General features: G+C 45.6%; 14 protein-coding genes. 3 read left to right on the forward strand and 11 right to left on the reverse strand.

Annotated elements, in window-relative coordinates; all coding sequences use genetic code 11:
• On the forward strand, positions 1-185 hold a 185-nt coding region (locus tag K9J17_10865), incomplete at its 5' end, for a hypothetical protein (GenBank protein ID MCF8277223.1).
• Between the two features lie 198 nt (positions 186-383).
• Here K9J17_10865 and K9J17_10870 read toward each other — a convergent pair.
• Genes K9J17_10870 through K9J17_10880 form a run of 3 tightly spaced genes read right to left on the reverse strand, consistent with a single transcriptional unit; the run spans position 384 to position 4,100 of the window.
• On the reverse strand, positions 384-1,496 hold the full coding sequence (locus K9J17_10870) for an imelysin family protein (GenBank protein ID MCF8277224.1): 1,113 nt from the start codon (positions 1,494-1,496) through the stop codon (positions 384-386).
• Entirely contained in the window at positions 1,496-2,851 is a 1,356-nt protein-coding gene (locus tag K9J17_10875) for a c-type cytochrome (GenBank protein MCF8277225.1), read from the reverse strand. The genes K9J17_10870 and K9J17_10875 overlap by 1 nt, the downstream gene beginning before the upstream one ends.
• 55 nt (positions 2,852-2,906) lie before the next feature.
• The gene (locus tag K9J17_10880) at positions 2,907-4,100 is read right to left on the reverse strand and encodes a hypothetical protein (GenBank protein MCF8277226.1); all 1,194 of its coding nucleotides are present in this window, start codon (positions 4,098-4,100) and stop codon (positions 2,907-2,909) included.
• Between the two features lie 634 nt (positions 4,101-4,734).
• On the opposite strand from K9J17_10880, the gene K9J17_10885 reads away from it, so the two are divergent.
• A complete protein-coding gene (locus K9J17_10885; GenBank protein ID MCF8277227.1) occupies positions 4,735-5,997 on the forward strand; it encodes an alpha/beta hydrolase fold domain-containing protein in 1,263 nt (420 codons plus the stop codon).
• A 41-nt stretch (positions 5,998-6,038) separates the two neighbouring features.
• On the forward strand, positions 6,039-6,290 hold the full coding sequence (locus K9J17_10890; protein ID MCF8277228.1) for an FUSC family protein: 252 nt from the start codon (positions 6,039-6,041) through the stop codon (positions 6,288-6,290).
• Positions 6,291-6,342: 52 nt separating this feature from the next.
• Here the strand turns inward: K9J17_10890 and K9J17_10895 are convergent, their stop codons facing one another.
• From K9J17_10895 to K9J17_10930, 8 genes are all read right to left on the reverse strand, one after another.
• Positions 6,343-8,577: a TonB-dependent receptor gene (locus K9J17_10895; GenBank protein MCF8277229.1), complete on the reverse strand. Its 2,235-nt coding sequence runs from the start codon at positions 8,575-8,577 to the stop codon at positions 6,343-6,345.
• 116 nt (positions 8,578-8,693) lie between these two features.
• The gene (locus tag K9J17_10900; protein ID MCF8277230.1) at positions 8,694-9,425 is read right to left on the reverse strand and encodes a hypothetical protein; all 732 of its coding nucleotides are present in this window, start codon (positions 9,423-9,425) and stop codon (positions 8,694-8,696) included.
• A gap of 65 nt (positions 9,426-9,490) precedes the next feature.
• Positions 9,491-11,302, reverse strand: coding sequence for a chloride channel protein (locus K9J17_10905; protein MCF8277231.1), 1,812 nt, complete (start codon positions 11,300-11,302; stop codon positions 9,491-9,493).
• A gap of 3 nt (positions 11,303-11,305) precedes the next feature.
• Positions 11,306-11,809 (reverse strand): HAD-IIIA family hydrolase, encoded by a 504-nt coding sequence (locus K9J17_10910; protein MCF8277232.1) that lies wholly within the window; start codon positions 11,807-11,809, stop codon positions 11,306-11,308.
• Between the two features lie 315 nt (positions 11,810-12,124).
• Positions 12,125-13,123, reverse strand: a complete 999-nt coding sequence (aroF, locus tag K9J17_10915) for a 3-deoxy-7-phosphoheptulonate synthase (GenBank protein MCF8277233.1) — start codon at positions 13,121-13,123, stop codon at positions 12,125-12,127.
• Complete coding sequence (locus K9J17_10920; protein ID MCF8277234.1) at positions 13,120-14,127, reverse strand: CBS domain-containing protein; 1,008 nt, start codon at positions 14,125-14,127, stop codon at positions 13,120-13,122. The genes aroF and K9J17_10920 overlap by 4 nt, the downstream gene beginning before the upstream one ends.
• Positions 14,128-14,166: 39 nt before the next feature.
• Entirely contained in the window at positions 14,167-15,057 is an 891-nt protein-coding gene (gene cysM, locus K9J17_10925) for a cysteine synthase CysM (GenBank protein MCF8277235.1), read from the reverse strand.
• Between the two features lie 100 nt (positions 15,058-15,157).
• Positions 15,158-15,976 (reverse strand): serine acetyltransferase, encoded by an 819-nt coding sequence (locus tag K9J17_10930; protein ID MCF8277236.1) that lies wholly within the window; start codon positions 15,974-15,976, stop codon positions 15,158-15,160.
• Positions 15,977-15,980 lie beyond the last annotated feature (4 nt).

Here is a 15,980-nt window from a genome sequence, read left to right on the forward strand (position 1 = left end):
CGTTCATTGAAAGCATAGATTTTTTCAGTGACGACATCTTTACAAGAAACCCAAAATTGCTCTTGGACACGCTGGACGTACTTAAAAGAAAACAGCCAGAGATTGAGAACGTTATAGGCTGGAAACGTTACGAACGAATTGTAAGGAAATTTGAAGAAAAAACACCTGCACACAACAACCACTAAACCTAATGCGTGCGACTGTACGTCAGTCAGTCTCAGTTTCGTTCTGCGCTGTCTGTGCATGGCGAAAGAACGGCAGTTTCTAACGCATTATCTTTAGCGGAAAACGTTGTGTGTAATTTTAAAATGCCTCGCATCGAACTTGCAACCTTTCAGAAAGTTCATCAATCAACTCTCTTCAACTAATCTTAAACAATAAGTTCAATCCCCATCATTATCGTTGAAAGTGAGCGTAATTCCCAAAGAAGGGAATGCTTCTGTTTTCAGCAGAACAACCACATTTTGAATATGACTTCTGATTTCTTGCAGCGTTTGAGGAGATGACGTGACGCCTTCTGCAAGCGAAGTGTTATAGTTATCAATTAGAATAATGGATTCAGAAAGGTGCTCTTCAATATCTGTTGCGGTGGCCGATGCACCACAGGCAATTAGGTGGTTTCTGAGTGAAGCACTGTCCGACAAACCATCCATTTTTCCATTCAGCGTTTCTAATAAGGATATGATGGATGCACGAATACAGGCAAGCGATTCTCTACTTCTGAACGCTTCAGCCAACGTTTCGTCTGGAGTTCCACCGTTGTAGTTTCCAAGAGCTTGGCCGAGTTCCGAAGCATAGATACGCTCGGCTTGAGCAACCAAGGCATTACAGATAATATTCACCGGACTTTCGAGCCCAGATCTTGGTGAATTGGTCACAAACGTTTGGCCGTAATTTTCTCCAGTCATAGCCCACAAATCATTCAGAAAATACGCCTTGAAGTAAAGGTCTTGCGAATACGCTTCTATCAGGTCTTTCCGTCTCGCAAAATCAGCTGAGGACGTTAGTTGCATATGCATCTCAGTCTCTGAAAGTGTCGGATCAAAAAGCAGGTATTCCAATGCTGGCAATCCTTTCGCTGTAGAACCTTTTGTGTCAATATACGCTTGGTCTAGTACAACCACATCTGCCAACATATCATCAATGAACGTGGTGTTACAAGGCCACTTGTTCATCTTATTGTGCATGTATGTATCGTAAACATCGCCAAGGTTAAACAGCTCAATAAGTTTGTAGGCTTTTTTAGACTCAAGCCATTCCTGTCTGAGGGTTTGGAAATTGCTAAAGGAAGCATCTGTCTTAAACGCCTGCGCAGCATTATACAGCGCAAATGTTTTGTCTTGCGCACTCTGCTGCCTTGGTAGGATAACGTTATTCACCAGTTCTTGAACCAAGAGAACGCGGTCATACTCAGCTGATTCCGTCTTTTTACACGATTGATATGCTCCAATAGTGGCAATAAACAGGAAGAGCAGAACGAGTTTTGAGTAGCGCATTACAGCGAATTTAAGAATGTGATAATATCGTTGCGCTGCGCGGAGGACAGCGCTTTGAATTTATTGACGGAGTTTTCAGCTTCGCCACCATGCCAGAGAATGGCTTCTTCAAGATTTCTCGCTCTGCCATCATGCATGTAATTGGTATGTCCGTTTACGGTTTGAAACAGGCCAATGCCCCAAAGTGGCGGGGTGCGCCATTCGTTTCCATCGGCTAAAAAGTCTGGGCGATTATCGGCCAATCCTTCGCCCATATCGTGCAACAGCATATCGGTATATGGGAAAATGGTCTGACCAGACAATGCGGAAACATCTGGATGGTTTCCCGTAACCATTTTAGAACGGTGGCAGCTTTCGCAACCGATAGAGAAGAAGAGTTCTTTTCCTTTCAACACCTCTGGTGCATTGTGGTTTCTGCGCACAGGAACCGCCAGGGTTCTGCAATAGAGTTCCACTTTTCTCAGGTCGTCATCCTCGATTTCGGGTTGACCACCGTTGGGTGCGTTCTGACAGTCGTTCTGCGGACTTGTGCAATTCTCTGATGGGTTAACGAAAGAGGTAATTCCCATATCGCCCAAAAATGCCCCAGCCGCTTGCAGCAGCAAATTGGGCTGATTGGCTTTCCATCCAAACCTTCCGAGTTGTGTTGTTTGTGTAAGACTGTTCCAAACATAATTCGGTCTGCCTGAAACGCCATCGCCATCGGCATCTCCTGCATCGGCCCGTTCCAAAATGGTACTCTCTGAAAGAGCCTCTAACAGACCGAGCCCTATCATTTGGTTGGCTACGCGGGGAGAGAACATCACCCCACCTGCTCCGCCATAACCCGTAAAGTTGAGTTGATAATTCGGTTCGCGTAGCGAATATGACGTTCCATCATCATACTGACCAGAAACGGTGCTGTACGAGATGCTGAAATCGCCTTCCGCAGGCACACCAACAATTGCCTGATCATGTAACTGGCCGCCATAGGCCGGATGCGGCAATGGTTCGCCATGCGGTCCCATGCCGGGTGTGCTCAGCCTGATCAACAGTCCTGAGGAAACTTCACCTGAATATTCGGGTGCGCGGCCTCGGCCATCTTTAAAATGACAACCAGAACATGAACGCGAATTGAAAAACGGCCCTAATCCGTCTCTGGCTGTGGTGCTGGCAGGTGCTGTTACCCAATTCTGATTGAAGAAGGAATTGCCTACAAAGAACAGCAGGGCGTCATCTCCCGTTAATCCATCTATGGATTTGGAAAACGCCAAAGGCGAAGCATCATGAACTGATGCTCCGCCTCCAGATAATTCTTCGCTTGGGTCAAGGTATTCCCAAAAGCTTTCTTCTTCTGGCTTGCAGGCATGTAGCATGCACAACAATCCCAGAAAGAGGAAGGGTTTTCTATGTTTCACTTCGTCTTCGTGTTTATTCAGGCAGTTCGGTACTTACGGTCAATCCGAGTTCGGTTGCGGCTTCGGTAATCTTATCTCCCTGATCTTGAAGTTCGCGAATGGCTTGCATGATAGGACCGTTTCCTCCTGCTGTTTCTGCAATTATAGCTTGGTCAAAAGGATTGCCAATGGCGTTCACTTTAGTAATTACACTTTCTGACAATACATCAAGTTCTGAACCCAGTGTTGTGTTGGTTTCATTCACCAGATCAATAAGTGAGTACCCTGATACAACAGCGCTGTTTGTTCTTGTGTAGGTGCCTTGAATAACGTTGTAAATGCCTTGCGCATTGGTAACGATGTCTCTGTCTGTATTGTCAGAAAAGCATGAGTGCTCATCTTCTTGATTTTGGTTATCGAGAGCCGTGAACATGCGCTCGCCAGAAAGTTCGCTGCTGCTCAGTGTGCCAATTCCAGTAAGGATGTTGGCCAATGCTACGTCATTTTCCAATGCCAAGAAACTTGTTCTGTAAGCACCACCTGCTTCCCAAGTATTAACCATTTCTTCCAAGTGCTGTACCAACAATTCGGCACAAGCTTGCAAGTATCGAGCTCTTCTGTCTTGGTTTGCAGCCGTGCCGCCACCACCAGTAACGTAGTCGGTGTACGGACGCATTCCAGCGGATGAAGAACTCATATCCTGTCCCCAAAGCAAGAACTCAATAGCGTGGTAGCCAATGCTGATGTTTGTTTCGCCCCCAACTTCGTTCAATGTTTCCAAATACGCTGCTGTGATGTTCGGGTGTGAGGTTGGGTCGTTGATGATGCCAGATGTTGGGGCACCATTCACGTAATCCACATAGTTCTCATCTAACGGCCAAGCGTTGAGCGCGCCTTCAGGTCCGTCCTCATCGTCAATCGGTCCGCCAGCAAAGCGGAAGGCTTCTGTTTGTCCGTAAGGCTCGCGGGCATCCAACCAAGCCTGCTTCGCATCATCAAACAAGGTCTGAGATGGCGCTGCCACAAATGAATCAATCGCAGTTTTTAAGGCAACAGCGGTGGTATAGCTGTCTTCATATCCGGCCAGAACAATGTCGGCATAGTTAGAAATGTAGCGTGCTTTTTTGTCTGCCAATGGGTCGGTATCGTTATCTTTCTTACAGCCCGCCAAAAACATGATCGGGAGTGTTGCTAAAAGCATTAATCGGATGGTAAAGGGGTTGAACATGGGCTTCTTTATTTAGATTGATTTTAAATAGTGGGACAAACGTATGGTAGTGATCATCAAGTGGCAATACCCATTTTAGGGTAATGTTATGCTGACGAAGCGTTTTCCGTAACGGACGAGAAAAGCTGTTGTAGCGAAAAGAAACAACGACACGCCAACACTGCTATCAAAACAGGACGTGACGAGAGCTACGCAAGCTCAGTTGTTTCTACCAAGTTCAGTTTCGGGCGAAAGGTCGAAGGAATTAAAGCCCTATTTTCATAGCAGTAACCGTTGCGCGCGTTTAACGCAGCGTAACGCGTGCCTGTGATACTCGCTGTATTCCGTTAGTGCTTCTAAGCCCATCCGTATTCGGTACGCTCCGTTCCGAGAATAATCAGGAGTTATCGGTACAATCAAATAACCCCGAGGAAAAGAAACCAAGACCTACTAGGTTTTGGAAAGCTAGAAGCTCTCTCCACTGTTTGCTAATGTCCCACAAAGCCTGTACTGAGCGTGATGAAAGAATTACTCTTTAGCGTTAAAGCACAATCAATCTGTGACAGGTATTTTCGTTGCATGAAAATCAGCTATTTGAATCGCTACCTTCGGGAGGCTGCCAAACGTCCTTAACACGGGTGCAGACAAACTGATGATGAAAACATTTCACCAACTAATTCTCATCCTTTTCCTTTTTGTGTTTAGCAACGCGAATGCACAGTATTGCGCGAGTGATGAAAGATATACCGAAGCGGTCTATTTTGATATCGCAGAGATAACGGTACAGAACGATGTGGCATATGGTCAGGCATTGGATCATCTTGGAGTGAACACTACATTATTAATGGATGTGTATTACCCGAGCCTAACCATTGACGCTTCTCCACTAAGGCCGTTTGTGCTTCTGATGCATGGTGGTGGATTTTCTTCGGGAGACAAACAATTGGGAGACATCAGAGACCTGTGTTATCACCTTGCCATGCGAGGGTTTGCATGTGCTTCCATCAACTACAGACTGGGATACGACTTTACCGAATATGGTCAGTATAAGGCCAGATACAGATCTATCCAGGATGCTAACGCTGCCATGAGGTTTGTTGTTGCCAATGCCAATAGCGTGAGAATTGACCCGAATTGGCTGTTCGTAGGTGGACAAAGTGCGGGCTCGTTAACGGCTCATGGTATGATCTATGCTGATGAATCGGAGTGCGACAACATCTCGGTGCTATACAACGCTACGTCAATTAGCACAGAGCTAGGCGGTCTATACAATTCAGGCAACAACCTTACAGATACCTATACCATCAAAGGGCTGTTCAATAATTGGGGTGCCGTTGCTGGCAACGAAGTGGAAACTTTAGAAATGGTTCCAACAATTGCGTTCCATGGAGGCCTTGATAATACAGTGCTTATCGATACCGACAACTCATTTGCCAATTATTCTCTTTTTGGCTCGGAGACGATGCATGATCAATTGCTGGCGGCAAATATTTGTAGCGAATTGACAGTGGACATACTTGGTGGTCATGGAATATACAGGAATGCAAGCAGTGTTTTTAGAGCCGAAAGAGCCAGTTGCTTTTTCAAGAGCATTTTCTGTAACAGTTGTTCCGATTTCTATGCAACCGATTCAATCCCATCAAACTGCTCTACAACACTTGGTCTAAGTGTTGCAGAAAGTGCCAAGAATGCACTTGTCAAAGCATATCCAAACCCTACCAATGGTATAGTTTGGTTAGAAGGAATAAATGAACCCATAGAAATTCTCGTACTGAACGCAATGGGTCAGATTTTAAGCAAGCAAAGTTCTGTTACACATGTGGACCTATCCGAATTTCCTAAAGGAATCTATTTCATTTTAACAGAATCAATTGGAGATTCATTTGATCGCCATATCATCAAAGTGATGAAAGATTAATGCTAAGAGACAGCACCCCATAAAACTCAACCATTAAAGAAATGAAGCAAAGAGCACTTTCAGAATTAACGGATCAGGAGCTGCTGGATATAGTAAAGAAGAAGAAATCAACTTCCATAAAATACGCCCTACTGATAGGGTTTCTTATCGGTATTGTCATTTACGGTGTGGCAAAAAACAGCTGGGGATTCTTTACACTGATTCCTTTGTACTTTATCTACAAGTTGATCAGCAACTCAAGGTATGACGATAAGGAATTGGAGAAAATTCTGAAAGAGCGAAATTTGAACTGAGAAAAGACGCTGCTCTCCTCAGCCTATGACCTGCTAGGTTTTATAGCGCATCTCAAAACCTCACACTCAGCTTTCCACGGATGAAGAAAGGCGTTCCGGGTGTGAAATGGATTTCTTCCACGCTTGCAGTTTCATCGCGCAAGCGCGATTCAGTTGCAAACTGCGTTTCGTTCCATTTGCTGTTGAAGAGGTTTTGAATAACGATACCAGCTGTCCATTTGCGCCATGTGTAACTCAGGTTGGCATCGCACACAAAATAGCCCTTGGCCGTGATGGAGTAATCTTCGTTAGCTGGTCGGTCGCCTATCCAGCGGTAGTTGATGCCGCCCGAAATACCAATTGGGTGATTGACCGAAACACCGCCCACCGAGGTCAGCTCGGCCGCCAGCGGAATGTAATTGGCATCGGCAGGTTCATCCATAGCCCGAGCAAAAGCATAGTTGAAATCGGCATAGATGAAAAGCCACTTGAGCGGTTGATAGCGCAGGCTCAGGTCAGCACCCAGTCGCTGCGTTCTGCCGCTGGGTTCCACAATGGCTGCATCTCCAACGTACACGAATTCCTGTTCGAGATATAAGTACCAACCGCCCACGTTTATCATCAGGTTATCAATGGGTTTGATGATGGCGCCAAGGTCGGCTCCGTAGGCAGTAGGAAGCGTTCTGCGGCCATTCTGCGCCACCACCACGCGCGTATCGTTGCTGTGGAATCCCATTCCTGTTTTCAGGTACAATTGCCAGCGATTGCTAGGCGAGTAGATCACGTTGAATTTGGGGCTCGGCTTGATGGTTTGTTCCGAACGGTTGTTGTAAACCGAATCCAACCTATTGTGATAATCGAATTTGAAATGATCTAAACGGATGGCCGTGTTGATGAGGAAATCTCCGAACTCAAAATCGGCACCCAAAAAGGCATAGATGTTCGATTCGTCTATATCGCCCAGCGCATACGGAACGAGCAAGGAATCGCGGTTTACGGTGTGCGAAAGTTCTACATCATTCACATCATCATAGCGCATTCCAAGACCGCCTTTCAGACCGATGGTGCCTTTGTTCAAATGGAAATGATGATCGACCACGCTTTCAAACCCTGCTAGGTTTCTGCGTTCGAATTGCTTTATCTGATCACCATTTATCGAGTCATCAAGGAAGAACGTGAAGTTGCTGTAGAGTTCAAATCCGTAGCGGCTGTAGTAGGCATTGCTCTTTACGGTGGTGTGTTCGCCAAGGATGGCGGTATGGTTCATGGCTGCGTTGATGCGGTGCGTATTGCCGCCCTCGGTATCGTCAATGGCTCCAAATCTTCCAATCAAACCGTTTTCCACAGCACGGACGGGAATCTGCCCGCTTGCATCCCATTTACTGTTAAAGTAAGAAGCTTGAAACGATAGGAATTGCCGCTTGTCAATGGCTGCGTTGTATTTCGCCATTACGTTAATTCGGTTGAAATTCTGCGATGATTTGAACGGGCCATCCGTCAGTTGAAACTCGCCAGCTACGTAAGCATCTTGGTTGGGTCTGTTCTTCATAAGGTTGAACATTCCTAGCGCTCTGATGGTGTTGAATTGGCCATATTCCAACGAGACCAGACTTTCGTTTAGCTTGTCTTTGGTTTTCATGGCGACATAACCTGCCGTGTTGAAATTCCCTTTGTCGGCATAGTACGGGCCTTTGCCAAAATCTATTTCCTCTATGGTTTCAGGAATCACGAAGTGGAGGTCGGCATAGCCTTGTCCGTGTGCATGCGAAGCCATATTCACCGGCATTCCATCCACAGAAATAGTAATGTCTGTTCCGTGGTCGATATCAAATCCCCGAAGGAATATCTGCTCTGCTTTTCCACCCCCAGCGTGTTGACCAATGATAAGGCCAGGCACTTTGCGCAGCACTTCTTGAGAAGTGGTTACAGGATTCACCGCGACATCAATTTTCGTAATACTGTTTATCGCTTTTAAGCTATGACTTACTTCCACAGCGGCCAACTCGAAGGAACTTTCGCTGAGAGTTACGGTCAATGGTTCAAAATCGTTGACAATGACAGACTGTGGCATGTAGCTGATATGCGTGATCAGCAGCGTATCGCCCAGTTTTACATCATCAATTGCGAACTTTCCCTTTAGGTCGGAGTGCGTATGTGCGCCTGAATTAGTAGTGATATGCGCGTTTGCAACTCCACTTTTGTTGGTGGAAATGATCGATCCCGTCAGCGTTTGTCCAAAGCTGGTTGATGTAAAAACTAGTCCAAAAAGGGTTATAATTAAGAATGGAATGCGGAAGTGCTTAGGCATGGAATTGGGGTTGATCAAAACATTCAACAACGCTAAACTAAAAACGAACTCGAAAGTTCACAGCATAGCAGGTCAATTCTATCTACGAGATATTTTCTAGCTCGGTTTTGTAAAACCTAAAGCTCCGCAAAAGGGTCTTTTTCCGAAAACGTGCTTACGCTTGATGCAGCTTTGATGTCAGTTAGCTTCAGCTTAATGAAACCAAGCTTGTGAAGACCTGCTGTTTTGGCACCCGTTTCGAGCGTTTGCCAATCTTCCCAACTGAACTTTATGCCTTTGATGGGAATAATGGAAACCCACATTTTTACAGCGATCGGCAGCCCCGTTTCATCGCATATCCATAGGTAAGAATCGCCAGGCGTGTTGCCGCCCGTGGTGTAAGTAATGAGCAATGCATCGTTCCCGTCCTCCGTTTTCACGTAGGCCCGTTCGGTGCCATCATCGTATAATTTCTCAAAGGGATTGAGCCAGAACGAATCGTTCGCCCACGAATTCCAAGCTTCGTCAATAAGCTCAACGAGTTCTTCGCCTTCCACGGGCTTGCCATCTTTCCAAGCTCTGCCTTTTTTGGTCGTATGGTCAAAGATGACGATGGTTTTGCCCCATTCAACGCGTGAGTATTTGCGCTCGCGGTCCCAAATGTGTTTGTTCTTCCCCGCAAACGTCCAACCGACAATGGCTGTTTCTTGCCAAGCATCATGCCCAGTGGCGAGCATGATCTTTTGCGCAAGCGAATCTGCTCGTGGGCCTGAATCCTTTTCGGAGATGGCTTTGTCAACACCTGCACAACCGATGATGAGCAGAAAGGCTGTAAATAGGATAATGGAATGGCTGAATGAATATTTCATGCTAGCAAGCTACTCAGTTTTGAGCGGATGGCGACTGTGAACACTGGTGCGTTACGGGCAAAGACTCAATCTTCCGAAAACTCGACCAGCAATTTTCGGTATTCCGTAAAGAGTTTAGAACGGCTCAAATAGCCTTTGTATTTGCCGTTTTCGAGTACGGGCAAATTCCATGCATTCACATCCTTGAATGTGTTGACGACCTTTTCCATGCTGTCGGTAATTTCCACTTTGCCAAGCGGTGGACGCATGAGTTCTGCAACCAAAACAGAGTCGTATTTAGAGGTATCAAACATGATATCGCGAACATCATCCAAAAAGATGATTCCGAGGAAATTCTCATCTGGGTCTACAACTGGGAAAATATTTCGCGTTGACTTTTTAATCACCTGAACCAATTGACCAAGGTTCATTGTAGGCTGGATGCAGACCAGATTGCGTTCGAGCAATTGATCCATTCGCATAAGCGTAAGCACGTTTCGGTCTTTGTGGTGCGTTAGCAGTTCTCCACGACTTGCCAGTTTGAAGTTGTAGACAGAATGCGGAAATAGGAATTTTGAAGTGAGAAACGACATCGAAACAGCAATCATCAACGGAACGAAAAGCGAGTAGCCATTGGTTATTTCGGCAATGAGGAAAATGGCAGTTAGCGGAGCACGCATGTTTCCTCCCATTAGCGCAGCCATGCCAACCAGTGTGAAGTTAACTACGGAAATGTGCTCGAAACCGACCAGATTCAACGTTTTGGCCACAATGAATCCCAAGGTGCTGCCCATAAAAAGTGTTGGGGCGAAAATTCCTCCAACGCCTCCGATTCCAATGGTGACCGAAGTGGCCACGGCTTTGAAGATCACCAATCCCGTGAGGAATAAAAGCATCAGTGGAAGTTGATTTTCCAACCCTACAAATAAGGTGTTACTGAAAATTTTGGAGTAATTCCCGTCAATGAGCGAATTGATGAGGTCGAAACCCTCGCCATAAAGCGGAGGGAACACGAAAATCATCATCCCAAGCAATGCACCGCCACCAGCAATGCGCAAGTATGGGTTCATTTTCCGCGTTCCCAGTTTGGTAATGGTAAGGAACGTGATGGTGAAATAGACAGAAAACAGACCTGCTGCGATTCCGAGAAGGATGTAAAATGGAACTTCTGAAAGTCGCAACACTTCCATAAGTGGAAAGTGAAAAAGCGTGTCGTTTCCGAGAAATAATCGGGATGTGACCGATGCGGATGCTGAAGCCATCAACAGCGGAATGAGTGAAGCGGTGGTCAGATCGATCATGATCACCTCGATGGCGAAAACGATGCCTGCGATCGGTGCGTTGAAGATCGATGAAACGGTTCCTGCAGCTGCACAGGCTATCAGTTGCGTGCGCATTTTATAGTCGAGGTGAAAAATGCGACCGAGATTGGAACCGATTGCAGCGCCAGTGATCACGGTCGGAGCCTCCAAACCAACAGAACCACCAAAAGCTACAGTGAATGGAGCGGTAATAAGAGACGCAAACGTGTGATAGAACTTGATGAAACCGCTTTCCTTGCTCAGCGAATACAAAATGAGCGGAACACCTTCGCTCAATGGTCGTCTGATGACCCGATGAATGATGAGATAGGTAATGAGAATCCCAATTGTTGGAAGTACGAAATAGAGGTACTGTTGAATTGGACGGATGTATTCGCTCAGCAATCCTGATTGAATGAGGTGCACCGCATTTTTGATGGTAACGGCTACAAGTCCTGAGGTGAAGCCAACAAGAACGCTGAGGATCAGAACGAAATTCCGGTGCGAAATATTCCTAAGTCGCCACTTGACAAAGATCCGGAACCACTTTTTTAAGGATCCCTGCGATTGAATGAAAATGGACCTAAGCAGATTCATTTATCAGGAAGAGAGAAGATGCTCGTCTACAAATTCACGCACACAAGCGTCACCACCTTTTCGGGTAAGAATCACCGTAGCTTTCATTTTAACAGCTTCCACAGCATCGGCCGGACAGCCCGAGAAACCAACGGCATCCATCACTTCCAGGTCGTTGATGTCATCGCCAATGTAAGCCACGTTTTCGAGCTTGATTCCCAGCTCATTACACCATTGATTGAGAACTTCGAGTTTAGGTTTTGAACCGACATATACACGCTCAACACCTAGTGTTTTTGCTCGGTTCTGAATGATGTGATTGGTGCTTCCTGAGCTCAAAAACGCCACATTCATTCCTTTTTCTCGAATGATCTTAATGGCCATTCCATCCTTGGTGTTGAACTTCTTGAACTGATCGCCATTTTCGGTGTAATACATGCCGCCATCGGTCATTACACCATCTACATCCAACACCAAAAATTTGATGTTGTGCGTTGCGAATTCTTCAAATGCATTGTGATGTGACATTAATTCCTTCGTTTATCTATTTAAGCGGAGCCAAGTTCGTTGAAATCCATGTCATCAAATTCATCTCGTTTTGATTTTGTCATAACCTCAGTTGGCTTAAGCATGTCTCGAATTAGGAGAAACCAGAGAAAGGGAATTATCCAAACCACAATCGTATTTAACCTCTTTTGCGTTTCACCAAACCTATTCGACCTGTAAATCCGTTTTGTGAAACGAATTGCGAAAATCACGTGAGTCAAGCCAAGGAGGATACAAATGATTGTTGAACCAAGGTTCATGGTACAAAACTAATCGCTATTCGCTGGTGGCTATTCACTAAATGATTTCTCTTCCAATCGCCTTCGCAATCGGTCTGAGCGTTCCTAAAAGGTCACGGAATTCATCATGATTCAATTGCTGAGAAGCATCGCTTTTCGCCACTTTCGGATTCGGGTGAACTTCAACCAACAGTCCATCAACACCCATGGCAACACATGCGCGACTGAGATCAGCAACACCATACGCATAACCCATAGCGTGCGAAGGATCCAATACCAATGGAAGATTGGTGTATTCTTTCAAATACGCCACTCCACAGAGATCAAGTGTAAATCTTGTTTTCGTTTCGAATGTGCGAATACCGCGCTCACAAAGCATCACATTCTGGTTTCCACCCGAAAGGATGAACTCCGAAGCCTGTACAAATTCCTGCAAGGTGGTGCCAAAACCACGCTTCAGCAGCACAGGCTGTTTTGCCTTTCCGCATTTCTTCAGAATACCGTGATCATACATCGATTTTGCTCCGATCTGAATGATGTCAGCATATTCAATGATATCATCCACTTGAGTTGCATCGCGCACTTCCGTAATGATGTTCAGACCGAATTCATCGCGCATCTTAGCTAGCAGTTTCAGTCCTTCTAAACCCATTCCTTGGAACGAGTAAGGCGATGTTCGTGGCTTATAAGCTCCTGCACGAAGCGTGCTGATGCCTAGCTCTTTCATCAAAGATGCCGAAGAACGAATCTGCTCTTCGCTTTCTACCGAACATGGACCGCCAATGACAACCGTGTTTCCAGAATTGCCTCCAATTTGCACCTTGCCCAATTGAATGGTGCGCGTTTCGTTTTTGTACTTACGACTTCCAAGCTGAAGATCATCCGCAAACACAACGAATTTGTTTGTCAGATTTTCGAGTTCGGTTGGTAATTCTTTTTCTGACGAACTGTTGATCAGCACAAATCGGGTTCCATCGTAAATGCAAAAGGCTTTCGCAATTTTTGCCAGCTCATGAGCTCGTTCTTCGCTAACGTTTTCGTTCAGTTCAATGATCATGCTTCTCCTTTAATGAGGTCGTTAAATGTGAGTGAACCCGTCAGTTTTCCTTTGGAATTGACCACGGGCAAATAGTTTATCGGTATGGTTTGATGGCGAATGAATCGCAGCAACTCTGTCACCGTCATGTCTTCATTCACCACAATTGGATTCAGATTGATGAGTGATTCCGCTTGAAGCGAAGCCAGATCGTCAATGTGTTGAAGCAATCCTTTTCGAACATCTGCATTGCTGATAATTCCTTTCAAAAAACCAGCTTTGTCAATCACAGCTGTGAAAGCCATTCGTGCTTCTTCGATGGATTGCAGCACACTTTTCAATGAAAGATTTGAAAGACCAACAGTTGGCGTTTCGTTCAGGCCAAGCATGAAATCAGCTACGCGATAATGCGAATCAACTTCTCCATTTTTAAGACTGAGCATCGCACCGCCAACGGTATTCTGCTTAAAAAGGTACGAACCAGAAACCGCACAATGCACGCCTAGATTGCGCAAAATGAAAGAGACTTCGGCATTCACACCGCCATCCACATGTATCTGTTTGTTCGGGAATTTCTGTTTGAATTCGCGAATGCGCTTGAAATTATCCTTGTTGAATGTTCCACCACTTTCACCAGGAACGGTCGCCATAAGCAAAACGAAATCGCAGGTCTTTGCAAACTCTCCGAACACATCCACAGGCGTGGCTGAGGTCAAGGCCAAACCAAGCTTTTTGAATCCAGTATTTGGCAGTTCTCGGCTTCCATTCAAATTCTCGTATTGAATGGTGAGGAAATCGACCGGATTTGTTTCCAACACTGAACCAAAATCCATTGGTTTGCTGGTGATCAAGTGGAGGTCGAGTGGGAGTGAGGTCTGGGTTTTAACACGTGCCAGATCAGCAAAAACAGAAAGATCGTTCTTACAATCGATGTGCAGCATATCGGCATGATGCGCTTCCAATTCCTTTACGGTCTCCAGAATATCCTGAGTTCCGTTGGCGTATATGGAAGCTGAAATGCGCATTTTTCTATCGCGCAAAAGTAGGGCTTTGCCGCTTGGGAATTAGAAATTGAAAAGGTCGGAACTCAGGTATCGGTCACCACGATCGCAAGTGATGCAAACGATGGTTCCACTTTCTAATTCGGAAGCCACTTTCAGCGCTGCGAAAAGTGCTCCTCCACTGCTCATTCCAGCAAGAATTCCTTCTTCGCGTGCCATTCTTCTCGTGGTCTGAGTCGCATCATCCTGACTCACATCTACAATGCGGTCAACGCGAGTAGCATCAAAGATCTTTGGTAGAAATTCGGGCGACCATCTTCTGATGCCTGGAATACTTGATCCATCTGTTGGTTGTGTGCCTACAATTTGAACGTTCGGGTTCTGCTCTTTCAAGTAGCGAGAAACCCCCATGATCGTGCCTGTTGTTCCCATGGCCGAAACAAAATGCGTCACTTCGCCATTCGTATCTCGCCAAATTTCCGGTCCAGTTGTTTTGTAATGCGCTCCCGAATTGTCGTGATTCGCGAATTGATTGAGCATGAAATATTCTCCAGTGGCGGCCATTTCCTCTGCCAATTCACGCGAATATTCAATCGTTCTTGCTGCTGGCGTCAGAATCACTTCTGCGCCATAAGCTTTCATGGTCTGAATCCGTTCTTCGGTAGAATTATCGGGCATAATCAGGTGCATTTCCACACCTTTCAGCTGCGCGATCATTGCCAATGCAATGCCGGTGTTTCCGCTTGTTGCTTCTACGAGTTTATCACCTTTCTTAATGTCACCACGCTTCAAGGCATCTGATATCATTCCGTAGGCTGCTCGGTCTTTCACACTTCCACCAGGATTGTTGCCTTCCAACTTGCAGAAGATCCGCACGTTTGGATTAGTGTTAAGATGAGTTATCTCTACAAGTGGCGTGTTTCCAATTAGACTTTCAATTCCCACTTTGTTCAATTATGAATTAGTAATTAAAAATTAAGAATGAGATTGCCACGTTCGTTCCTCACTCGCAATGACGTTGTTAAACTATCAACTTTATCTCTTTATATACTGATCAACTCTTTATCGTGATTCGGTCCGTTTTGCCGCTTTCATCACTCATACTGGCGCTGTAATAGACCTTGCTTCCTGCTGGAACACTTCGCGTTAGCCACACATTTCCACCAATAACTGAGCCTTTACCAACGGTAGTGGTGCCTCCTAAAATGGTTGCTCCTGCGTAGATCACTACTTCATCTTCAATGGTTGGATGGCGCTTGGAAGTCGCATCTTTCTTATCCACGCTCAACGCACCAAGCGTTACGCCTTGATACAATTTTACGTGACGGCCGATAACAGTCGTCTCTCCAACAACGATTCCTGTTCCGTGATCGATACAGAAATATTCTCCAATTGCGGCAGATGGATGAATGTCGATTCCCGTTTGAGTGTGCGCGTATTCTGTCAGAGCTCGTGGAACCAAATGTGTTCCCATCTTATCCAAAGCATGCGCAATTCGGTAAGCTGAAATGGCGTAAAAACCTGGATAAGAACGTGCTACAACCTGTTTGGTTTTTGCAGCTGGATCGCCCAGAAAAGTAGCTTCCAGATCGAGATCAAGCGCAGCCTTGATCGAAGGAAGTTGTTGGAAGAATGCGGTAACAATTCCTTCTGGTTTCTCTTCGGAACAAGAACAAAGAATGTCATCTAAAATCACTTTTAGACTTTCATAATGCTGCGTAAAATCGGCTTCATTGTCGAATTTGACAGTGCTTCGTTCAGGATAAAGAACTCCCAAGAGTTCGTTCAGCCATTTGGCCACAACCTCAGGAGAAAGGCATTTGCCCGTTTTCTGATGTTGCTCGAAAAGTTTATGTATGAATGAAGATTCCAAATTC

The organism is Flavobacteriales bacterium, assembly GCA_021739695.1.
In the GTDB taxonomy this organism is placed as follows: domain Bacteria; phylum Bacteroidota; class Bacteroidia; order UBA10329; family UBA10329; genus UBA10329.